General features: G+C 31.7%; 19 protein-coding genes. 3 read left to right on the forward strand and 16 right to left on the reverse strand.

The genetic code is table 11. The features are described from left to right. Window positions 1-32: 32 nt before the first annotated feature. From ACJJVO_RS06850 to ACJJVO_RS06860, 3 genes are all read right to left on the reverse strand, one after another. A complete protein-coding gene (locus ACJJVO_RS06850) occupies window positions 33-863 on the reverse strand; it encodes a hypothetical protein (RefSeq protein WP_405572086.1) in 831 nt (276 codons plus the stop codon). A 270-nt stretch (window positions 864-1,133) separates the two neighbouring features. Then, entirely contained in the window at window positions 1,134-2,906 is a 1,773-nt protein-coding gene (locus tag ACJJVO_RS06855) for an ABC transporter ATP-binding protein (protein ID WP_405572089.1), read from the reverse strand. Window positions 2,907-2,980: 74 nt separating this feature from the next. Next, window positions 2,981-3,424: a DinB family protein gene (locus tag ACJJVO_RS06860; RefSeq protein ID WP_405572092.1), complete on the reverse strand. Its 444-nt coding sequence runs from the start codon at window positions 3,422-3,424 to the stop codon at window positions 2,981-2,983. An 81-nt stretch (window positions 3,425-3,505) separates the two neighbouring features. On the opposite strand from ACJJVO_RS06860, the gene ACJJVO_RS06865 reads away from it, so the two are divergent. Continuing rightward, entirely contained in the window at window positions 3,506-4,708 is a 1,203-nt protein-coding gene (locus ACJJVO_RS06865; protein ID WP_405572094.1) for a multidrug effflux MFS transporter, read from the forward strand. On the opposite strand, the gene ACJJVO_RS06870 is transcribed toward ACJJVO_RS06865, so the two are convergent. Further along, complete coding sequence (locus ACJJVO_RS06870; protein WP_405572097.1) at window positions 4,705-5,325, reverse strand: L-threonylcarbamoyladenylate synthase; 621 nt, start codon at window positions 5,323-5,325, stop codon at window positions 4,705-4,707. The two genes, ACJJVO_RS06865 and ACJJVO_RS06870, sit on opposite strands and share 4 nt — an antisense overlap. Before the next feature lie 136 nt (window positions 5,326-5,461). Here ACJJVO_RS06870 and ACJJVO_RS06875 point away from each other — a divergent pair, with 136 nt between their 5' ends. Beyond that, window positions 5,462-6,328 (forward strand): alpha/beta hydrolase fold domain-containing protein, encoded by an 867-nt coding sequence (locus tag ACJJVO_RS06875; protein WP_405572098.1) that lies wholly within the window; start codon window positions 5,462-5,464, stop codon window positions 6,326-6,328. Between the two features lie 3 nt (window positions 6,329-6,331). Here ACJJVO_RS06875 and ACJJVO_RS06880 read toward each other — a convergent pair whose 3' ends face one another. Both ACJJVO_RS06880 and ACJJVO_RS06885 read right to left on the reverse strand, forming a co-directional pair. After that, a complete protein-coding gene (locus tag ACJJVO_RS06880) occupies window positions 6,332-8,662 on the reverse strand; it encodes an ATP-dependent helicase (protein ID WP_405572100.1) in 2,331 nt (776 codons plus the stop codon). Between the two features lie 99 nt (window positions 8,663-8,761). Further along, on the reverse strand, window positions 8,762-10,330 hold the full coding sequence (locus ACJJVO_RS06885; RefSeq protein WP_405572102.1) for a hypothetical protein: 1,569 nt from the start codon (window positions 10,328-10,330) through the stop codon (window positions 8,762-8,764). A 123-nt stretch (window positions 10,331-10,453) separates the two neighbouring features. On the opposite strand from ACJJVO_RS06885, the gene ACJJVO_RS06890 reads away from it, so the two are divergent. Beyond that, window positions 10,454-10,975, forward strand: coding sequence for a hypothetical protein (locus tag ACJJVO_RS06890; RefSeq protein ID WP_405572104.1), 522 nt, complete (start codon window positions 10,454-10,456; stop codon window positions 10,973-10,975). A gap of 43 nt (window positions 10,976-11,018) precedes the next feature. Here ACJJVO_RS06890 and bshA read toward each other — a convergent pair whose 3' ends face one another. From bshA to ACJJVO_RS06940, 10 genes are all read right to left on the reverse strand, one after another. Continuing rightward, window positions 11,019-12,155 carry an N-acetyl-alpha-D-glucosaminyl L-malate synthase BshA gene (gene bshA / locus ACJJVO_RS06895; RefSeq protein WP_405572106.1) on the reverse strand — a complete coding sequence of 379 codons (1,137 nt, stop codon included), beginning with the start codon at window positions 12,153-12,155 and terminating at the stop codon, window positions 11,019-11,021. 188 nt (window positions 12,156-12,343) lie between these two features. After that, on the reverse strand, window positions 12,344-15,301 hold the full coding sequence (locus ACJJVO_RS06900; RefSeq protein ID WP_405572107.1) for a glycoside hydrolase family 3 N-terminal domain-containing protein: 2,958 nt from the start codon (window positions 15,299-15,301) through the stop codon (window positions 12,344-12,346). Window positions 15,302-15,570: 269 nt separating this feature from the next. Further along, window positions 15,571-17,010: a DUF3570 domain-containing protein gene (locus ACJJVO_RS06905; RefSeq protein ID WP_405572109.1), complete on the reverse strand. Its 1,440-nt coding sequence runs from the start codon at window positions 17,008-17,010 to the stop codon at window positions 15,571-15,573. 13 nt (window positions 17,011-17,023) lie between these two features. Then, window positions 17,024-17,233: a DUF4266 domain-containing protein gene (locus tag ACJJVO_RS06910; protein WP_115817546.1), complete on the reverse strand. Its 210-nt coding sequence runs from the start codon at window positions 17,231-17,233 to the stop codon at window positions 17,024-17,026. Window positions 17,234-17,241: 8 nt separating this feature from the next. Continuing rightward, window positions 17,242-18,219 carry an FAD:protein FMN transferase gene (locus ACJJVO_RS06915; protein WP_405572111.1) on the reverse strand — a complete coding sequence of 326 codons (978 nt, stop codon included), beginning with the start codon at window positions 18,217-18,219 and terminating at the stop codon, window positions 17,242-17,244. Further along, window positions 18,209-18,646: a thioredoxin family protein gene (locus ACJJVO_RS06920; protein WP_405572113.1), complete on the reverse strand. Its 438-nt coding sequence runs from the start codon at window positions 18,644-18,646 to the stop codon at window positions 18,209-18,211. Before ACJJVO_RS06920 ends, ACJJVO_RS06915 begins: the two co-directional genes overlap by 11 nt. Window positions 18,647-18,722: 76 nt before the next feature. Beyond that, window positions 18,723-19,946: a phosphoserine phosphatase SerB gene (gene serB / locus ACJJVO_RS06925; RefSeq protein ID WP_405572116.1), complete on the reverse strand. Its 1,224-nt coding sequence runs from the start codon at window positions 19,944-19,946 to the stop codon at window positions 18,723-18,725. Between the two features lie 75 nt (window positions 19,947-20,021). Continuing rightward, window positions 20,022-20,507 (reverse strand): ABC transporter ATPase, encoded by a 486-nt coding sequence (locus ACJJVO_RS06930; RefSeq protein WP_405572118.1) that lies wholly within the window; start codon window positions 20,505-20,507, stop codon window positions 20,022-20,024. Between the two features lie 35 nt (window positions 20,508-20,542). Then, window positions 20,543-22,036, reverse strand: coding sequence for a PH domain-containing protein (locus ACJJVO_RS06935; protein ID WP_405572121.1), 1,494 nt, complete (start codon window positions 22,034-22,036; stop codon window positions 20,543-20,545). Next, complete coding sequence (locus ACJJVO_RS06940; RefSeq protein ID WP_405572122.1) at window positions 22,023-22,544, reverse strand: PH domain-containing protein; 522 nt, start codon at window positions 22,542-22,544, stop codon at window positions 22,023-22,025. The genes ACJJVO_RS06935 and ACJJVO_RS06940 overlap by 14 nt, the downstream gene beginning before the upstream one ends. Window positions 22,545-22,555 lie beyond the last annotated feature (11 nt).

A 22,555-nucleotide genomic window follows, 5' to 3' on the forward strand; every position in this document is an offset into this window, starting at 1 on the left:
CAACTTAAAAACCTGTAATTAAACACATTATATTAATGGTAAAAATTCCAAATACCATTTTTACGACCAATAATATTCTTAAAACCTACAGTAAATTCACTTCCGTAAGATGTTCTAAAAACCGGACTACCGTCTTTTCGTTTTACTTCAAATAATTTGTTGTTGGCAATAGGTATTAATTGAATTGAAATAGTCTCAATGTTATCATAGATATTTTCATCATTAAACATCATTTCCATGTTTTCTGTCCATTCTTGTACTAACTCTTGTTTGTTCATGTTTGGGTCTGACATAAGATCATAGGTTAGTATAGGATCTGCAGCAACAATCATTTCTTTTACGTTATTCTGCACCATTATTTCATAGAAATCATTCACAAAATTAATAGCTCCCTTTTTACTATTTTCGTCTGTAATAGTATCAGTAGAAAGCCATGGCCATTCTTTTATATCAGAAGACAACTCTATTTGTTTATGGACGACACTATCATCATTGTCTATTACAACCTCTGCAAGCACATCTTTAACTGACTCTTGAGTGTCTTCATTTTTTGTATAAACTACTAAACGAATGGTTGATTTACCTTTTTTTGATAATGGATAAATTGATAAGGTATTAGTTCCTGGCTGCGTATAATATTTAACGCGTGTTACAGAACTGCCAGAACCATCTTCGGGATCTAAAGACAATCTGCACACAGGTATATCATTTAATCTAACCTCTACACTACTCTCGTCATTTCCTTCCACCTCTACATACCAAACTTTTTCTTGGCTTTGATTGTTTTCAATGGCCACTGCATGTAATGTAAAAACGAAAAACAATATGGACAAAAATGTTAAGCTAATCTTGATAATTTTCATGACATTATATGAGCTTTTAATAAGCCTCAAATATAAAATAAAAAAAATCTAGCTTTTATAGGTATATGGAAAAATACAGAATCACAACATATAATTAGAATGCACAAAACAAACCCTCAACGAAAAGCGTTTTTTACCTTGGAGAAACAAGAGCTGTGTTAAAATTTGATCCTGTTTTTGTAAATATGTCATATTTATAAAAAACATTCTAATCTATTGATTTTTAAAACCGACAAAATTTCAAAAAATATCATCAAAAGTACTTCCTATTTAAATTTTAGCTTGAAACGTATATAGGTCGTAATAACGTCCTTGTTTTGCCAATAACTCATTGTGTGTTCCGCGTTCTGCAATTCGACCATTTTCTATCACTAAAATCTGATCTGCTTTTTTAATAGTACTTAAACGGTGAGCAATGACAATAGTAGTTCTATCATTGGTTAATTCTGATAAACTTTTCTGAATTAAGCCTTCGCTTTCGGTATCTAAGTTTGATGTTGCTTCATCTAAGATGATAATCTTAGGATCTGCTAAAATAGCTCTTGCAATTGCGATTCGCTGACGTTGACCACCAGACAATTTCACTCCACGCTCGCCTATTAAGGTTTCTAAACCATCATCAAAACGATCTGTAAATTCATTCACGTAAGCTGCATTTACTGCGTGTAGCAATTGTGCTTCAGTTGCGTTAGGTCTTGGAAACAATATATTCTCTCTAATTGTACCTTCAAATAAAAATTCATCTTGTAAAACCACACCTAAATTCTGCCTAAAACTACTCAATACAACCTTAGATAAATCTTCACCATCTATAGTTATTACTCCCGATTCTGGATTTAAAAATGTAGCTGATAATCCTGCAATAGTAGATTTACCAGAACCTGAACTCCCAACCAATGCCGTAACAGAACCAGAAGGTGCATAAAAATCTATGTTATGTAAAACTGGCTTTCCTTCTTCATAAGCGAACGAGACATTATCAAATTTAATATCTCCTTTAATGGTTTCCAATGTAATGGTGCGATCTTCTTGTTCATCTTCGGTTGCAAGATTCATTAACTCTTCAGTACGATCTAAGCCTGCTAAAGCCTCAGTTAATTGACTACCAATGTTACTCATTTGAACTATTGGCGCTATCATAAACCCTAGAATTAAAGTAAAGAATAAAAACTCACCAGTTGTCATGCTACCTTCAATCATGTAATAACCACCAATACCCATTATTCCTGTAGTAGCTACACCAATTAAAAAGGTTGAAGAACTCGTCATTAAAGCTGTTGCAGTTAAACTCTTTTTTACATTTTGAAATAGACGCTCTACTCCTATTTCAAAAGTCTTGTTTTCTTGATCTTCAGCATTAAATGCTTTAATAACACGCACTCCTGCTAATGTTTCTGTTAATCTACCTGTAACTTCTGCATTAATTTTTCCTCGATTTCTAAATACTGGTCGTATATATTTGAATGCTTTTAATGCTACAATTCCAAATAATGATAATGGCACAAAGACAAATAAGGTCATCCAAGCATTTAATTTTATTAAAATAACTAATGAGACTATAGCTGTAAAAGAACCACCAACGAGTTGAACTAAACCAGTACCTATTAAATTTCTTACTCCTTCAACATCACTCATAATACGAGAAACTAATGCTCCTGATTTTGTATTATCAAAAAAGCTAATTGGTAATGAAAGTACTTTCTTTTGTACTTGTGCTCGTAATTCTGATATTAAATATTGTGCTTGTACGCTTAAGATTCTGGTTAATAAAAATGATGTTATGGATTGTACTAAAATTGCAACGATTACAATACCAATTAGTGAATAAAGTCCATCAAAATCTTTATTTGGTACCACATCATCTAAGAGTACTTTACTTTGCCATGGTAAAATAAGGCCAGACAAACTGCGTATAACAATAAGAATTAAGCCAATAAATACCAATTTTCGTCTAGGCCAAATAATGGTCTTAAAAGCCGATTTCATTGTAACTTTTGGTTTATCTGTTTTAGAGCGTTTAGGTGTATCTTTTAGATGTTGCATTTTAGAGTAAAAGTTTATGCAAAGATACGCTTACAATTTTCTTAAACTGATATAGGATAAATTCAAATTTAATTTTAATCTAGAAATCGTCTATGATAGTTAATTTGACCTAAGTGATAGGCCAAATGCGACGCCAAATGCACTAAAAAGTATTCAGTGGTCATTGGTGCATTAAAAACTTGAAGTTTATAGTTTGCTCGTAAATCTTCAGCAGACAAGTTGGTTAAGGTATTTCCAACAATTACAATGGTCTCTTTCAACTCTTTAATTAATTCAGCCTTAGGAATATCTTTTAACGAAAATTCCAATTCACGGTTTCTAACATAACCCGATTCTCCTAAAATAGCACCAATAAAATGATTTAAATTAGAGATAATATGTAGACTTATATTTCCTGCTGAATTTGTGACTAATCCTTCTGTTTTCCATAGACAAGATTCATCTTTATATAAATTAATTTCATCTATAATACTGTTAAGATCTCTGCTAAATAATTTAATTAATGTCTCTGTAAGCATACCAAGGATTTATATAATATTTTAAACTTATATTGCTATTGTTTCTCATCAAAAATAGACAATAATTCTTACTTTTGCGCCATGAAAAACCAAACACGGTCGCAATTAGAATTTGTAATATTAATGGCAGCATTAATGTCTATTGTTGCGCTTTCTATCGACGCGGTGTTACCTGCATTACCTAAAATTGGAGATTACTTAGGTAGTGTAAATGAAACTGATAATCAAAAACTTATTACAGCTATATTTTTAGGACTCGGATTTGGACAATTAATTTTTGGACCATTATCGGATAGTTTTGGTCGCAAACCAATGGTTTATTTCGGATTTGGTGTTTTTGTAATTGCATCCATAATTTGCATCACAACACGGAGTTTTGAAGTTATGCTTTTGGGTCGTGTATTACAAGGCGTAGGGTTATCATCACCAAGAACCATGAGTATCGCAATTGTAAGAGATTCATATAATGGAGATCATATGGCAAAGATATTATCCATAGTGACTATGACCTTTATATTAGTACCAGTTATTGCACCAATGTTAGGGCAGTTTTTATTAATTCATTTTGGATGGCAATCTATTTTTACGGTCAACTTAGTGTTTGGATCAGCAGTAATACTTTGGTTTTGGAGACGACAACCAGAAACGCTACACGAAAGCTATCAAAAAACGTTTCATTTATCCATCTTTAAAACTGGTACTAGAACTTTCTTTAGAATAAAATCAGCAATCATTTACACACTACTTTCAGGATTGGTGACAGGTTCCTTCATGGTGTATTTAAGTACATCTCAACAAATTTTTCAAGTTCAATATGATTTGGGAGCATATTTTCCCTACATTTTTGCCAGTTTAGCCGTTACAATTGGCTTGGCTACTTTTTTAAATAGTGCCATTGTAATGCGGTTTGGCATGTGGAATTTAGTAAATATTGCCTTATTGGCCTTTGTGGTTATTTCTTTAACTTATGTGATTCTTTTCTGGTCTGGTGTAAATCCTCCAATAGAAATATTAATTCTCTTTTTAATGCTTCAATTTGCTAGTGTTGCTTTCTTATTTGGAAATTATAGAGCATTAGCCATGCAACCTATGGGACATATTGCAGGTATCGGATCTGCACTTAATGGCTTTATTTCTACCATAATGGCAGTACCTATTGCAAATTATATTGGTAGTTTTATAAAAACATCTGTATTGCCTCTTTTTATAGGGTTTTTAGTCACAGGAATTATTGGATTGGTTTTATTCTATAGTGTAAAGAAACCTGTTAGATTGAAAGATTAAAAAATCTCCAAGCTTCCTTTTCCTTGTCTAACAACTATTGGTTCATCTTCAGACAGATCAATAATCGTAGAGGCTTCATTATCTCCATAGCCTCCATCGATAACCAAATCCACTAAATTATCCCATTTTTCAAGAATTAATTCAGGGTCTGTAGTATATTCTAAAACGTCATCTTCGTCTCTAATAGAAGTAGAAACGATAGGATTACCTAGCGCAGCAACTAAAGCTAAAGCAATAGAATTATCTGGGACTCTTATACCCACTGTTTTTCGTTTTTTGAACGGATTTGGCAGGTTTTTAGAACCTGGTAAAATAAAAGTATAAGGTCCAGGTAAGGCACGTTTTAAGATTTTGAAAGTTGTAGTATCTATTTGTTTTACATAATCGCTTAAATTACTTAAGTCCTCACAAACAAATGAAAAATTAGATTTCTCTAGTTTCACACCTTTAATTTGAGCAATGCGTTCTAATGCTTTAATATTGGTAATATCGCAGCCTAAACCATAAACAGTATCGGTTGGATAAATTATTAATCCACCATTTTTTAGTACCTTAACCACTTTCTGAATGGCTTTAGGGTTAGGGTTTTCAGGATATATCTTAATAAACTCGGCCATAATAAGTCTCTTTCTAGTACGTTATACAAAGTAACTATAATTTTTAATATGAAACGAGCCTGTTTAAAATTTTATCATTTAAATCAATGATTAATTATAAAAAATGCTCCTTCTTAAAAATACTATTTTCAATCAAATGAAACATTTAAAATTAATCTTCATCTCGTTATTTTCAGTTTCAATACTGATTTCATGTTCTTCTGATAGTTCTAATACTAATGAAGCTGAAGTTCTAAATCCGCTTGAAGCATACGAAGCATTAAACATTTCTTATGGTGATAATAGTGATCAGGTTTTCGATTTGTACTTACCTGCAAACCGAACCGCAGCAACTAAAACAATTATTTTAGTTCATGGAGGCGGATGGACATCTGGAGATAAAACAGATATGAATCCATACAAGACGTTTCTAAAAGACCAAATGCCAAGTTATGCTGTGGTTAATATTAACTATCGTTTAGCTAATGAAAACAATCAAGCCTACCCAATGCAAATTAATGATATTACCAGCGTTGTTAATTTCTTAAAAGACAATAAAATTAATTATACAATCTCTGATGATATAGGGTTTGTTGGCGTAAGTGCTGGTGCTCACTTATCGCTGTTATGGAGCTATGCTTTTGACATAGATAACCAAACAAAAATGGTTTGTAGCGTTGTTGGACCAACTAATTTTACAGATCCTGCATATTTAGATAACTTAAATAATGTTTTTTTTCAAGAGATTATAAATACATTTGGTATAGATCCAACAACAGCATATTTAGAAGAAGTGAGTCCTTACTATAACGTAACTGCTTCTGCTCCTCCAACTATTTTATTTTATGGAGCTCTAGATCCTTTAATTCCTACAACACAAGGCACAGCACTGCGAGATAAGCTTGAAGAATTAAATGTAATACATGAATTTACTTTATATCCTTATGAAGGACATGGTTGGAGTGGTTTAAATTTATTAGATACAACTATAAAGTTACAGTTGTTTATTGAAACCTACTTATAAAACCTACTCCCTCATTATCTGAAGCTTAGCAAAGCGTAATAACAACTTTTTTACATCTCCTTTCTGAAACTTAATTTCAGCTTTAGCGTCTGCACCAACTCCTTCAATTTTAAGGACCTCTCCCCTACCAAAACGTTGGTGGTTTACCTTACTTCCAACTTCTAATTTCTTATCAAAAGAATCAATGTCACTTTCAGCCTCACTTAAAGGTACCATCTTTTTTGGTGCGCTGATTTCAAAGTTTTCAGGTTTGGTCTTTGTTTTCTTCTTTGCCATTTTTGCAGTTTTGGGTTTTGCAAATCGTATGCGATTTGGTTCAATATCTCCAAATATAGATTTATCTAACATTGGATTAAAGCGTTGTTCTTTTAAAGGTGTTACTATATTTACAAACTCGTCGTCGATTTCTTCAATAAATCTACTAGGTTCAGCATCTATCAATTTTCCCCAACGGTAACGGGATAATGTGTAAGTTAAATAAGCTTGTTTTTCTGCTCTAGTGATAGCCACATAAAACAAACGTCGTTCTTCTTCTAATTCGCTTCGCGTATTCATACTCATGGCACTCGGAAATAAATCTTCTTCCATACCAACTATAAACACATGTCCAAATTCTAAGCCTTTTGCCATGTGAATACTCATTAAAGCAACATGATCAGGATCGCCTTTATCACCATCTAAATCAGTTGCCAAAGCCACATCTTCCAAAAATTCGGCTAATGAATCTCCTGCATCTGCCAATTCCATCTGACCTTCAACAAAATCTTTTATACCGTTTAATAATTCCTGAACATTATCAATCTTAGTAATGCCTTCAGGTGTACCATCCTTACTTAATTCTCTAATTAAGCCACTGGTTTTGGTGACATGTTCTGATAGATCAAATGCGTTTGCTGTCTGATTCATCACTTTGTAACTTTCAATAAGTGTTACAAAATCTCTTAATTTATTTTTTGTTCCACTATTAATATTTATAGAAATGGAATCAATATTTTTAATGAGATCATAAATTGTTTTACCGGTTGCATTGGCTGCGACCATCAATCTATCAATGGTTGTTTGTCCAATACCTCTAGCAGGATAATTAATTACACGTTTTAGTGCTTCTTCATCTGCAGAATTAAGAATGATACGTAAATAAGCTGTAACATCTTTTATCTCTTTTCGTTGGTAAAATGATAATCCACCATAAATTCGGTATGGAATATCTCGTTTTCGCAACGCATCTTCAATTGCTCTCGATTGCGCATTGGTACGATACAACACAGCAAATTCACTATGTGGAAGTTGATTATTCATTTTGGTTTCCCAAATGGTACTTGCCACATAACGTCCTTCTTCTGCATCAGTCATTGCGCGATGCACAATTACTTTTTCTCCTTCAACATTAGCAGTCCAAACTATTTTATCAATCTTAGTTTTATTATGCTCAATAACTGAGTTTGCAGCACCAACAATATTTTTAGTAGAACGGTAATTTTGTTCTAATCGAAACATTTTAACACCATCGTAATCTTTTTGAAAATTCAGAATATTATTAATATTGGCACCACGGAAAGCATAAATACTTTGCGCATCATCACCTACAACACATATATTCTGAAAACGATCTGCTAAAGCACGTACAATTAAATATTGCGAGTGGTTAGTATCCTGATACTCATCGACCAAAATATAACGAAATTTATCTTGATATTGTGCTAATACATTAGGAAAACGAGTTAATAACTCATTCGTTCTCAACAACAAATCATCAAAATCCATTGCTCCTGCTTTAAAACAGCGATCTACATACTCTTTGTAAATCTCTCCCATTTTTGGTCGCCTAGCCATAGCATCAGCTTCCATAAGTTCTGGATTTTTAAAATACGCTTTTACTGTAACAAGACTATTTTTATATGATGAAATACGGCTATAAACCTGTTTCGTTTTATAGATATCTTTATCGAGTCCCATTTCTCTAATAATGGAACCCATTAATTTTTGAGAATCTTGAGTATCGTAAATTGTAAAATTACTTGGATAGCCAAGATGGTGCCCTTCAAAACGAAGAATTTTAGCAAAAACCGAGTGAAATGTACCCATCCACAGATTTTTTGCTTCATCGCCAACAATATCAGCGATTCTGCCTTTCATCTCTTTGGCAGCTTTATTTGTAAAGGTCAAAGCCAAAATATTAAACGAATCAATACCCTTACTCATTAAATAAGCAATACGATACGTAAGTACACGCGTCTTACCAGAACCTGCACCAGCAATGATGATCATCGGTCCGTTAATCTGAACAGTGGGTTCTAATTGAGCGTCGTTAAGTTGACTGAGATACTTTTCCAAGCTAGTTTTTTTTGAAGCTGTAAAATTACGGATAGTCTTATGGTTTTCCGAACTGAAAGCCGATAAATTTTAAACAATGTTTCAATTGTTTGATTTCAATCAATTTACTTTCTTACCATCTCCTATTAAAGAAGAGCGTAAACCACCTTTTAGGTTTAGCCAAATAAAATTAAAAACAGATTTCGTAGTATCTCGTTCAATGGTGTCTGCTTGCCCATATCTAAAATTCCTTTTTTCTTCTTCACTATCTTCTGAAACAAAAAGATTAACTATGGTTGACAACAATTTATTCTTTTCTATCTCCCCTTTTTTCAGAATTGAAATTTCAAAATCATCATACTTTATTTTTAAGTCTATACGAGATATTCTAGGATTTCCACTTATTGTAAAATAGGTCTGCTTTAACTCGCCATTTAAATCCACATTAAGATTGGGTTGCGTAAATTGATCCATTTGGGCTGCCTTAAACCATCCTAAATCTCCTTTAAATACAAATTGGTCTGTGGTGTCTGCTACCTTAAAATTCCAGTTTACCTCTAACGGCGAATTCTCCATAAAAGTAGAATTTACTTTAATAGATGTATCTGTATTAGCATTTGTGTTTCCTAAATTAGTAATTGTAGCATCAATATCTATAAAATCTAACCTTCCAGCTGGCTTATCTAATTTCACTTTTTCTAAATAGGATATTTTACCTTGTGATATTTCAATTAATTTTAAATTTAATTCAAATTTTAAATCTCTAAGCATTGCTCCATACAATGGTTTGTAGGACAAATCATCAGCGACTAATTTATCTCTATAAATCTGTGCTTTAGGTAAATTAAAACGGACATGATTTGACTTAAAATAGAATTTACCTTCACTGTTAAACCCAAAATCCATATCAGAGATTTTCACTTCTTTTATGTCTAGCTTAAAATGATCACGCTCTGTTTTTAAAATTTTTGAATATTGATCTTTACTATATTTAGTTTTTAGCTTGAAGTCTTTAAAAGTTGCGCTATTATTGGTAATATCAATTGATTCTGCAAGCAAATCTTCGAACTCATTAATTGACCACTTTAGGTTTTGGGCAATTAAGTTAAAATCTGAGTACTTGAATTTCTTATTAGTTATTGAAGCTTTCGGATTGATTTGAAAATCTTTTAAATCAAAATTAAATTTTGGAATACTTAACACAATAGAATCCGTAACGTAATCTGTTATTAAAACATCTGCGTTATTAATTTTTAATGCTTTGATTTTAATTACTTGTTCTATCTTATCTAAAAAACCACTTTTATAGTGGTCTTTCTTAACTATTGTATTGTGCACATATTTTGCTACAAGTTGATTTACTACAACAGATTCTACCGTAATTTGATCATTAAATAGCAAATCCCAATAACCAATATCATTGATTTCAATAGACTTTAATTTAGCGTTAAGAATCGTTTTGTTGGTAGTTTGTCCTACTAGAAATACTGTTGGAGAAGTAAAGACCAAATTTCCTGTCCATACGTTAACATCAATAGATGTATATTCTATTTTGGTAGAATCTAATTTCGTATTAATAAAAGTGCCAATTTTACGTTCTATAAAAAAGTTTACTAAAAGACTTAGAAATAGTATAACAAATATTATTGTAACAATTACAATTGTTGTTTTTTTATATTTTGATTTCATATTTAAATTTTTCAAAATCTTTAAAATAAATTAACTTTACAGATTGGTGATTGAATTTACTTTAACAGATCTAAACCTCTTAACGAATAACAAAATAATCTTAACTCAAAAAAACAGCTTTTAATGGATATTGATAAAATTATAGAACTTCTTTTTAGCATTGCACCTGCAGCTATCGTTGGAGCAATTGCATACTATTTCTTTCAGCAACACATACAAAATGAAAATAGCAGAAGACGTTTTTTATTGCAGAAAGATTTACAAAAAGAAACATTTCCATTGCGCTTACAAGCCTATGAACGCATGGCACTTTTTTTAGAAAGGATTGCTCCATCAAAATTACTAACGAGAGTGAATCCTACATCTTCAAATAAGGAAGATTATGAAGGTTTACTTATTGCAACTATTGAGCAAGAGTTTGAGCATAACTTATCGCAACAAATTTATGTTAGCGACCAATGTTGGTCTATAACACAAGCTGCGAAAAATGCAACTATTCAATTGATTAGAAAAGCAACAATGCAAGAGAGTACAGACACTGCCAATAAACTTAGAGAAGTTGTTTTAACAGAATTAATGGAAAAACCAGCTCCTAGTAATGCAGCATTGGCATTTATTAAACAGGAAGTTAGTGAAATGTGGTAAATGGGTTGGTAATTGGTAAACGTTAGAAAATTTATGTTTTAAACTAATGCACCAAAAACGTCTTCAATGTCTCCTCATAAATGTTTTCGTACATAGGTACAATGTTATGCAGGTCGAATTTCTTAGACTGTGTTTTAGCATTCGCCTTAAAACGATTTAAAGTATCTGGATTAGATAATATTTTTATAGCATTATCAGACATGCCGTTTATATCACCAACATCACTTAAGTAACCAGAAAAACCATCTTCATTTACTTCGGCCAATCCTCCTGTATTTGTAGAAATAACAGGAACACCACTTGCCATAGCTTCTAGCGCAGCTAAACCAAAACTTTCAGTTTTAGACGGTAACAAAAACAAATCACTAAAACATAATATTCTATCAATTTCATTACTATTTCCTAAAAACACCACACGATCAGAAATTCCTAATTCTTCAACTAATAGTTCAGCACCTTCTTTTTCGGGACCTTCACCTACAAGCATTAATTTTGCTGGTAATTCTTTTTGGATGTTATAGAAAATTTTAATCACATCTGGAATTCGTTTCACTTCCCTAAAATTACTAATATGAGTTATGATTCGTTCATTCTCATCTGCCATCATTCCACGTTGACAATCCGTAAAGTGATGTTCTTGCTTCTCTAAATCTATAAAATTAGGAACGACATGAATCTCTTTTTTAATATCGAACAAACGCAAAGTATCCTTTTTTAAACTTTCAGAAACAGAAGTAACAGCATCAGATTTATTAATACTAAAGGTTACTGCTGGTTTATAAAACGGATGACTTCCTACTAAAGTAATATCAGTGCCATGTAAGGTAGTTACAATAGGTATAGAAATACCTTCATCTTTAAGCATTTGCTGCGCCATATAAGCTGCATAAGCGTGAGGAATGGCGTAATGTACATGCAACAATTCTATTCCATATAACTTCACCATATCAACAAGTTTACTTGATAAAGCTAGCTCATAAGGTTGGTAATGAAATAAAGGATATTCAGGAACATGAACCTCATGGAAATGCACATTACTACTCAACAATTCTAAACGTACAGGCTGGCTATAGGTTATAAAATGAATCTCGTGTCCACGTTTTGAAAGCTCTAAACCTAATTCTGTGGCAACAACACCACTACCTCCAAATGTTGGGTAACATACTATTCCTATTTTCATGTAAATGCTTTAAATATTTAAAAATCTAATAAGTGATAAAAATTCAATATAAATCTATAGTCGAAATGTACAAGAATTCCTTTCTTAGCTATTAAATAATAGTCTTGCTTATTTCAATTTCTAAAGTTAGTTTTTTAGAATAAGTTTGACTTTAACTTTAAGACTTTTTAACTTTAAATGATAAACACTTAGTCTATAATAGCCTCATAAATTAAACGCTGAATCTCAGTTCTGATATTTTCTCGTAGTAATAAGTTTTTACCAGCTTGCGGATAGGTTCTGTTGGCTAAAAAGACATAAACAATTTCTTCTTCTGGATCTGCCCAAGCATAAGTACCTGTAAAACCTGAGTGTCCAAAACTAGTCATTGAAAGACATCCACAAGTTGGACCAGCTTCACCTAATTGAGGTTTATCAAAGCCTATACCTCTTCTATTATCATTTTCGCAATAATAACAGTAATTAAATTTATCTATAGTTTCACTTTTTAGATAGCGTTTTCCTCCATAAAAACCTTTTTGCAAATACATCTGCATAATTTTAGCCACATCATTAGCGTTACTAAAAACACCTGCATGGCCTCCTACTCCTCCTTGCATTGCTGCTCCCATATCATGTACATAACCATGTACTTTTTTATAACGGTAATAATCGTCTATCTCAGTAGGTACAATATCTTTTAAACTGAATTTATTACGTGGATTATAAGTGGTATAATTAGCTCCTAGAGGCTTATAAAAACGATCTTCAGTAATTTCACTTAAAGGTTTATCATAAAACCCTTCGAGATAATTTTTAAGAATATAATAAGGCAAATCACTATAGCGATAACGTAAAGTAGACAACAACTCACTGTCTCTAATGATTTTCTGAATTGAATCTTTATAATCATTTCGCATAAACAGCGTGTTTGTCACTTCTACATCAAAACCTTTTGTTCTAGTAGCTCTATAATATTTAGGATCTGGTTTTTTTGTTACTGTATCTAAAGTTGCATAATAAAAAGGAACCCAAGGTTTTAAACGTGCGTAATGAGACAACATTTTCTTTAAGGTGACATTCTTCTTATTGGTGTTTTTATACTCTGGCATTAACTTACTCAATTTATCATCGAGTGACACTGCTCCTTTTTCTTCCAATTCCATTAAAACAGGTAGTGTTGCTAAGATTTTTGTTAATGAAGCCACATCGTAAACATCATTAAAATCTACTTTGTTTTTCTTTTCATAAGTATGATAACCAAAGTTTTTATTGTAAATCACTTTACCTTTTCTGGCCACTAATAATTGTATTCCAGGTGTCATTTTTCCATCTACAGCAATGTTTGCTATAGAATCTATTCTGCTCAATAATTTAGAATCCATACCAACACGTTCTGGTAAGCCATAACTTAAATTTAGTAATGCATTATAAGTTTCACCTGTACCTACCGGAAAGTATTCGCCTGTACTCACTGGTAATTTTCCTTTTGCCGGAATTGCTCCAAAAAGAAGTTGTGCAGATTTTTCTTGTGAGATTTCACTATTCTGATAACTCATTACAATGCCTTCAATATTATCAATAGAAAGCAAATCATTTAATGCGTAAGGCCTTGCAAACACATCTAATATAACTGTATTTGTTCTTGCTATTTCATACAACCAAGCCATTTCCTTCTGAGAGAATTTGAAGCTTTTCCATGGATTTGCATTAGATTTATGAAAACCAATTACAACCGTATTATAATTTTGAAGCTTCTCTATTATTTCGTCAAGCTTATCTGCCTTTATTTCATGAACTTTTGCATACTTTTTTAATTCTTGTAAAAAAGCAGAACCTTCATCATCTCCTAGTGAAACATAGGCAATTTTCTTAGTCTGCAAATCGCGCAATGGCAATAATGAATTACTGTTTTTAACCACTGTAATTGCATTTTCCATGAGCTCTTCGTAAAGTAAATCATCTTTAAGCCTATTTAAATCCTTTTCTAAGTCATAGATTCCAATAGGCGAATAATTATTTAATCCCACTTTATATTTGGCCATCAATATTTTCTTAACCGAATGTGCTAATCTTTCTTCAGTGATGATGCCATTATTATAAGCTTCAACAAATTTAGCAATACCTTTTTCTGGATCTTCAGACATTAACATCACATCATTTCCTGCTAAAAAAGCCATTAAATCAATTTCACCACCTTGCACAATACTTTTAGTTCTTGTACCATCTACTCCTTTTTCTACATAATCCGCAGCACCTTTCATGGTTAAAGCATCTGTGAATATTAAGCCATTAAAACCTAATTGATTTTTTAAAATATCAGTAACAATATGCTTAGACAATGACGATGGAAACCCTCTCCTCTTCTCTAAACTCGGCACGTTTAAGTGTGCAACCATTACACTTGCTAAACCTTCTTTAATCAATTTTTTATAAGGATATAACTCTATAGAATCTATACGTTTTGCACTAAAATTTATAGTTGGCAGTTTTAAATGCGAATCTTCCTCTGTATCACCATGACCTGGAAAATGCTTGGCATTTGCTAAAGTACCAGCACTTTGCATGCCTTTCATAAACGCTAATCCTTTATCCGTAACATTATCTCTGTCTTCGCCAAAAGAACGATTACCAATTATTGGGTTTTTAGGATTGGTATTTATATCTACAGCAGGAGCAAAATTAAAATGTACGCCTAATCGCTTACAATGCTCACCAATTTGTCTTCCTGTTTGTTCTACTAAATTGTTATCTGAAATTGCACCAAGTGTCATATTCCAAGGAAAAGCATACGTAGAATCTAATCGCATACTTAAACCCCATTCTGCATCCATCCCAACTAATAAAGGAATCTTTGAAGCCGATTGCAAGCTGTTATTTAATTTTGCTTGACGTACTGGTCCTCCATTAGAATAGATTAAACCACCAATATGTTGTTCTGTAATAAGTTTAGCTATTTCAGCTTCATGAACTCTACCTTTATCGGAAAATACCTGAACCATAAAAAGTTGACCAATTCGCTCTTCAATTGAAAGCGAATTAAATAGATCATCTACCCATTTTTTCTGTTGGATAGAATCTTGGGTTTGAAGTGGGTTTTTAGCATAATCTTGAGCAAAACTAAACTGCAAACAGCTAAAAATAAGAATAAGGGCAAGGTAACGCATTAGCAATCTTTTATCGTTTATGGTTATTTCATTTAACGAACTTTAAAGCCATTGACAAAACCTGTTTTCTATCTTTATTATTTAAGTATAAAACAGAACCGTAACTATAGAAATGTCAATATTTTATATATCCTGAAAAGAAAAAATAATTCTAAATTATTATCCCTTCTTTTAAAGTTCATTATATGATAACGAATATTGTGCCAAATTAGCATATTTCAAAGGAAGTAAAAAGACTTTAAGATAGAATTATAAAGAAGTTTTAACCGTTAATCTTGTACAAATTTAAATCCAATACCGACGTAATTAGCACTTAAGCCTGTATTACGTTGATAATTATTATACTTAAAATCAATGGTCTTTAAGCCAAATTTCCAAATATGAGTTTTAGCAAAAATATCGGTATAACTAATACCAAAACCATATTGGCTTGCATTAAATTTAGACAAATCATAGTCTGACGTATAATATTCATCTGTTGATAAATGCGAATCATAAGGTGCAAAGTAATCTGATTCTGTTTGGTTATAATACCTATACGAAGGATACAATGTAAATTTTGAAGAAATCTTTATAGGCACTTCTAAATTAAATGTGTGCGACTGAATTCCCCAATCATCTGAGTAAAATCTATAATACGTTCTAAGCACAAAAGTCTCATTTAAATAATAATTTAATCTGAAACCAAATGGCACTTTAAATCTACTAGAAGGCAGTCGTTCAATATCATCTGCTAAATGAAATACATCCTTATTACTTGAAGATGTATAATTTGAAATACTATTGGCATTACCAATATAATAATTATCTACATCAGCAAAGTATACACGTTGTAATGGATTGCCTAACCAACCATCTTGCTTAACAAGATCTAAAAAAACAGAGAATTGCGCATTCTTACTCAATATTTGCGAAAAGCTTAAGGATACTGAATACGAATTTCTTGCTTTATCGGTTATAGATTGAAATCCATTAATTGGACTCCATTCTGTAGACTCATTGCCTTCTTGATTTATTATTGAAACTCCGTCAAAAAAACCTTCACTTAAATCTCCGTTAACATCACTATATGCCTTTAATTCTGTTGGATAAATTGGATTCCAAGTATCTAAATAGACTTTTCCACTCACACCTAAAGTGGTGTTTTTTTCGTTAAACAATTTCGTTAATCCACCACCAAAACCAATAGAACTATAATCGTATTCTCTAGAAAATGAAGCATCTACATTCCAAATTGTATTTCTATCGTCTGAACTATGTGAGTAATCTACTCCTAAATTAACCCAAGTATCTGAAGCCGAAGCTCCTGAGGATGTTACCCAAGGACTTCCTATTTTATCTGTCACTGAATCTCTATCATCGTCGTCGTCGTCATCATCATCATCGTCTCCAGAAGCACCCGAAATATCAAAAGGATTTCCATTACTAGAAGACGCAGAAGTATAGGCTGAAAAGCCAGCATCTATGGTAAGTACATCATCTGCATTTAAAGGCATACTTACTACAATTGTACCAGTTAAATCTGTTAATTCCTCTGTACCTATACCTCCTGTTACAGATGCATTCTTTCCGTCTTGAGCATAATATGTACTCAAAAAGTCAACTTCTGTAGTTTCTAATACTCTTTTTTTATAAACTTTTGTAGAATCTTGCTGAGCATTTGAAAAACCAAATACAGCTAAAAACATTAAAACAATGCTATTTTTCATTAATCTTCAATCATTAATTACAACCACATCCTCCACCAGACTTTCCACCATTTGCTCCCGATGCTGCTTCACGATAAACCTGATAACTTGTTTCAAAGCGATCTAATTTTTTCTGAGCTAAAGTCATATCTGGATCACTTAAATTTACTTTTTCGTATTCCTTAACAGCCACACAAGAGGTAAGTGATGCTGTGAGCAATGCAATAATTAATACTTTTTTCATATTTACTCTTAGTTTTGCAATTCTATTTGAGATGAAGATACAATTTTATTGTCTTTATTTACGATAATGCACTCCACTCCCTTTAATTGATTTATAAAATTTAAACCGGCTTCTTCTCCCATCACAAAGACTGAAGTCGCTAAAGCATCTGCTAATTCTGCATTTTGTGTAAAAATAGTAACACTTAAAATTCCTGTGGCAGGATATCCTGTTCTTGGATCAATAATATGTGTATATAAGACATCATTAAATCTAATATATTTTTCATAATTACCAGAAGTTACAACAGCACTATTCTTTACTGGCATCCAAGAGAACACCTTTTCTTTGTTAAGTGGATTTACAATAGCAACCATCCAATCCTTTCCGTTAGGCTGAGTTCCCCAAGTATTTAAATCCCCAGACGCATTAATAATCCCAGCAGAAACACCATTATTAATAAGTAATGCTTTCGCCTTATCTGCAGCATAACCTTTACCAATAGCACCAAAGCCAATTTTCATGCCTTTTAACTTTAAAAAGACCGTTTGGTTTGTTGCATCTAAAATAATGTTTTCATAACCTACTTTCTCTACAGATTTTTTAATTGCTTCTTTTGAAGGCATAGTGGTCATTGAACCATCAAATTTCCAAATTTTATCCATTGACGCATAACTAATATCAAAAGCACCATCGGTTAACTTTGAAATTTTTAATGCACGCTCAATTAATTGAAACAATTCTAAATCTACTTTTACCGCAGAAACTCCTGCTGATCTATTTATTTCGGATGTTTGTGAATTAGAATCCCACGAAGAAATGAGATTTTCTATTCTTTTAATCTCACCTATTGCAGACACTATATATTTTTGTCCTTCTACCGAATCATTTGCAACGACAGAAATTTCAAAACGACTGCCCATTAGTTTTAGTGTCTTTGTGTACACATCTTGGCTAAAACCAAAGGCACAGATAAAAACACTTAGTATGAAAAGTTTAATTTTCAAAAGACACTATTTTTTCAAAATACTTAGTAGGTGTTGTTTTTTCGTAGCCTAAACTCCCTAGTTGATTACCTTCAGCATTTAAAACTACAACAAATGGGAAATAACCATTTTTATTATATTTTTCGGCTAATTGATTATTGTGTTCTTGTTGCTCTGTAGATAATTTATTGTTTTTCCTCCTAGGAAAATCTGCTTGAAGCATTATAAATTTATCCTCTGCTAAATCTTTAAATTCTTGCGTACTCCAAATTTCTCTATCTAATTTAATGCAAGGTGCACACCAATCTGAGCCCTGAAAAACGAGAACAATAATTTTATTTTCATCAGAGGCTAATTGTTTAGAAGTCTCAAAATCTGTTTGCCAATTTTGCGAATAAGCTTGTAAAGCAACTAATAAAAATGCTATTATAAAGAATTTGATTTTCATAAATTTTACTATTTAAAGTCGTATGAACTTGTAATCAATTACAATTATAACTCAAATAACAAATTATTATTTCAGTTTATTGTAACAAATCAATCTGGCGATCATGGTAACCCAACAAATACAATACACCATCTAATCCTATACTAGAAATAGAACTTTGTGCATTGTCTTTTACTTTAGGCTTTGCGTGAAAGGCAATACCTAAACCAGCTAAGTTAAGCATCTGTAAATCATTTGCTCCATCACCAACAGCAATGGTTTGACTAATATCAATCCCCATATTATCTGCTAGTAACTGCAAATATTCTGCTTTTTTACTACCATCTACAATATCACCAAGATAACCACCAGTTAAAGCACCATCTTTAATTTCTAATTGATTGGCATAAACAAAATCAATATCTAATTTTTTCTGAAGATAATGTCCAAAATAAGTAAAACCACCAGACAAAATAGCCGTTTTAAAACCGTAATAATGTAACGTATCGATTAAGCGTTTTGCTCCTTTAGTAATTGGCAATCGTTCTGCAACTTCTTGTAACACAGATTCACTTAAGCCTTCTAAAAGTTTCATACGTTGTTTAAAACTCTCCTGAAAATCAATTTCACCTTGCATTGCAGATTCTGTAATCGCTTTTACTTTCTCACCAACACCTGCTAATTCTGCTAACTCATCAATAACTTCTGTTTGAATTAATGTTGAATCCATATCAAAACAAACTAAACGTCTATTTCTTCTAAAGATATTATCTTCTTGAAAAGCAATATCAACATCTAATTCTTTAGATATATCCAATATTTTTTGAGTAAAATCAGACTTATCTTTTATTTCTCCTCTTATTGATAATTGAATTGAAGCTCTTGGATATTCTACTTTTTTAACTAATGATGTTCTACCAGTTAATCGCTTTATAGAATCGATATTTAAGTTTCTTGCCGAGATTATTTTAGTGACTTCCGAGATTTGTTCTGCAGTCAATTTTTCTCCTAAAATAGTCACGATATAACGATTCTTTCCTTGCAAATTCACCCAATCTTCATAATCTTGAAGTGAAATTGTTGAGAATTTAGCCGTAATACCAAGTTCATAAGCTTTAAACAATAAATCTTTGAGAACTGCTGCTGATTTCTTACCCGATTTAATTTCAAACATAATACCTAGAGACAAGGTATCATGAATATTAGCTTGACCAATATCTAGAACTTTAGCATCGTATTCTGCTAATACTCCTGTTAAACTTGAGGTTAATCCAGGTTTATCTTGTCCTGAGATATTTAATAAGAAAATGTCTGTAGCCACAGTTTTGAAATTTATTGTTTGTAATTGTAAAACTGACTATTCTAAATGAAATATGAAAGTTTTTTAGACAAAGTGTTACTTAATAAATCTATTATGCCAACTTTCGCTTGCTGGCACTTCCCAATTTTCATTAAATTCGGCAATATTAGTAACTAGATTATTAAATACAATGGTGTTTTTAGAAACCGCTTTTTGCTGTGCCATTTTTTTAAAATCAACCAATGGTTTATAAGCAATAAATTCACCTTGTTTATAAGATACATTCATTTTATCCATTAGATCTACATTATATTGCTGCTCTAATTGTTGTATAAAGTTAACTGAAGAATCTATAGAACAACCTGTTGCGTTATTTAAGCTTTGATCCATAGCTATCACAATAAATCGTTTATACACTAACTTATAACCCGCTTTTAAATCTTTTCCGTGAGCAGTCCAAGCCTCAATAAATGTATCTAATTGTGTTTTTAATTGCTCTAGTTCTTCGTCTGAAAACGAACGATTAGATTGGTAAATCCAGACTCTAGATTCTTCTGGCAAAGTGTTAAAATCAACTAACATAACTATCTCTTTTTTATAAGAACAAAAGTACAATTTTACATCCAATCTTTATCTTGAGATTCTACCTTAAATAATAAGAAATTATAAATAGCTAAAGCTTCCGATTTTGAAACATAAGGAATGGTAACAGATTTAGATGCTGTAGAAATTATAACAGATGCAATTCGTCTTCGGTTTTGAAAAATGGTCTGTTTTATTTTTACCGCCTGAATTTTATTAATCTCTAAAATATTAGTTGTAGTATCAATCACTCCGCTCCCAATGGTCACAAAATCGTCTGAAATTATATAATACGCCTTTTTAAAAGCAAAATAAACATACAGTACTGCAAAAGGAATAAAAACGGTATTAATCCATAACATCTCAACACCAAAAAAGAACACAGACAAACCGTTAATAGCAATACCAAAAACAAGCATTTCTAAGGCAGAAATTCGCATAAAATAAGGTCGTGGTTTTCCAGATTCACCTTCACCTTTATATGTTATTAAAAGTTTATTTATAAGATAATTAAGCTGTTCTTTTTCTAAAGCAACAATTTTAAAATTCTTTTGTTGCTTTACATTAACCATCGCTTGCATAACAGATAAACTATGCAGGTTAAAATATTGTTTTACACGGTTGGTTGTAATTACCAAATTCTGAATACGGCTTGGCGTTAAACTCAAGGATACCTTATTAATTAGTCCTTTATTGATTTCAATAGTCTTTTGATGTTCTACAACTTCTAAATTAAAATTGATAATAAACGTTTTTACAACAGAAAACAAAAAGGAAATTAAAATAACGATAACAACAATAATAACATTGGTAATTATTAAGTTTAACACAGTGTGTTCATCCAATTTTACAAAATCATCAATATGCTTATCTAATTCTAATGCTTCTAAAAAATCTTTGAATTCATTATAAAGTCCAAAGGCAAAACTAAATATCAGCAAAAAACTCTTAAAATGATTTTGAGACAAACCTTCTAATAATAAACGTTTTGGAGTGACTTTAAAAAACACTTCTGTATCATCAACATATGCTTCTTGTTCGTTTTCAATTAATGCTTTAGTGAATAATTTCTTCTTTAATAATAAAGCGGTTGGCTTATCTAAAGCACTAATTTCAATTTCAGATTTTTTATCTCCAGCAGTTTCTATCTTTACAGATACTACATTGATTAACTGTTGCAGAAAATTTTGTTTGATATATACATTCTGAATTTTAGACTTCGGAATAATGGTATTATCCTTATTTATAATGCCTGTGGCTAAATGAAAATCGTCTTTATTGAGATAAAACTTAAAGTTGAGATATTTTAGAATCGCAATAATTAATATTATGATAAGAACTGCGACTAAGCCCAACAACATCATTGTTGGTGTAATACCACCAAACGTTTTTCGTCGCATTATTGAAACTCCAAAAGCAATAAAAAGCACAAAAAACTTTTTAAAAAAATTAAAAGTATTAAATGCAAAAATAACAATTATCCCTTTAGCAGACTGCCTTATAGGTTGAGAGAAATCAGTTGTTTCCATTAACCTTATTGCTAATTATTTCCTTAATCTGCTTGGCTTCAAGATGTGGTAAACCTTTGATGCTTAAATCGCTTCCTGCTTCGCCTGCTGTGAAAATTTTAAGTGTAGATAATCCGAAATATCTTGCTAACCAACTTCGAGATTCTTCAACATGTTGAATTCTAGAAATCGGAACTGTAGTTACAGAATGTACAATTAAACCTTTAGCATAAACCACATCGTGCTCACGCATAGCATATTTTCGTTTTTTAAAGGCCAATAAACTTACTATGAAATTAAAAACACAAAATACAGCTACAGCAGATAGCATGTACCACAAATTAAGCTCAACCTCTTCCTTTTTTTCTATGATGTATTTTAAACCAAATACTAACCCAATTAAACCTGCATAGATAGCAAGTTTATTTAGCATAATGATTTTAAAATATGATTTTGAAATGGGTTTTAAAACAAGATCTTCAACTTTTGGTAAGGTTTCTATATCAATTTGAAGATTTGTGAAGTTCATTGTAGTGTAAA

It is taken from the genome of Winogradskyella sp. Asnod2-B02-A (genome assembly GCF_045063645.1).
Classification (GTDB): Bacteria; Bacteroidota; Bacteroidia; order Flavobacteriales; family Flavobacteriaceae; genus Winogradskyella.

Excerpts from the sequence above, each read along its gene's own strand:
- ACJJVO_RS06860 (WP_405572092.1), bottom strand. The coding sequence starts at position 3,424 with ATGCTTACAGAGACATTAATTAAATTATTTAGCAGAGATCTTAACAGT.
- ACJJVO_RS06855 (WP_405572089.1), bottom strand. The coding sequence starts at position 2,906 with ATGCAACATCTAAAAGATACACCTAAACGCTCTAAAACAGATAAACCA.
- ACJJVO_RS06920 (WP_405572113.1), bottom strand. The coding sequence starts at position 18,646 with ATGAAAATCAAATTCTTTATAATAGCATTTTTATTAGTTGCTTTACAA.
- ACJJVO_RS06935 (WP_405572121.1), bottom strand. The coding sequence starts at position 22,036 with ATGGAAACAACTGATTTCTCTCAACCTATAAGGCAGTCTGCTAAAGGG.
- ACJJVO_RS06905 (WP_405572109.1), bottom strand. The coding sequence starts at position 17,010 with ATGAAAAATAGCATTGTTTTAATGTTTTTAGCTGTATTTGGTTTTTCA.
- ACJJVO_RS06900 (WP_405572107.1), bottom strand. The coding sequence starts at position 15,301 with ATGCGTTACCTTGCCCTTATTCTTATTTTTAGCTGTTTGCAGTTTAGT.
- bshA (WP_405572106.1), bottom strand. The coding sequence starts at position 12,155 with ATGAAAATAGGAATAGTATGTTACCCAACATTTGGAGGTAGTGGTGTT.
- ACJJVO_RS06865 (WP_405572094.1), top strand. The coding sequence starts at position 3,506 with ATGAAAAACCAAACACGGTCGCAATTAGAATTTGTAATATTAATGGCA.
- ACJJVO_RS06930 (WP_405572118.1), bottom strand. The coding sequence starts at position 20,507 with ATGTTAGTTGATTTTAACACTTTGCCAGAAGAATCTAGAGTCTGGATT.
- ACJJVO_RS06850 (WP_405572086.1), bottom strand. The coding sequence starts at position 863 with ATGAAAATTATCAAGATTAGCTTAACATTTTTGTCCATATTGTTTTTC.
- ACJJVO_RS06875 (WP_405572098.1), top strand. The coding sequence starts at position 5,462 with ATGAAACATTTAAAATTAATCTTCATCTCGTTATTTTCAGTTTCAATA.
- ACJJVO_RS06910 (WP_115817546.1), bottom strand. The coding sequence starts at position 17,233 with ATGAAAAAAGTATTAATTATTGCATTGCTCACAGCATCACTTACCTCT.
- ACJJVO_RS06870 (WP_405572097.1), bottom strand. The coding sequence starts at position 5,325 with ATGGCCGAGTTTATTAAGATATATCCTGAAAACCCTAACCCTAAAGCC.
- ACJJVO_RS06890 (WP_405572104.1), top strand. The coding sequence starts at position 10,454 with ATGGATATTGATAAAATTATAGAACTTCTTTTTAGCATTGCACCTGCA.
- ACJJVO_RS06885 (WP_405572102.1), bottom strand. The coding sequence starts at position 10,330 with ATGAAATCAAAATATAAAAAAACAACAATTGTAATTGTTACAATAATA.
- ACJJVO_RS06940 (WP_405572122.1), bottom strand. The coding sequence starts at position 22,544 with ATGAACTTCACAAATCTTCAAATTGATATAGAAACCTTACCAAAAGTT.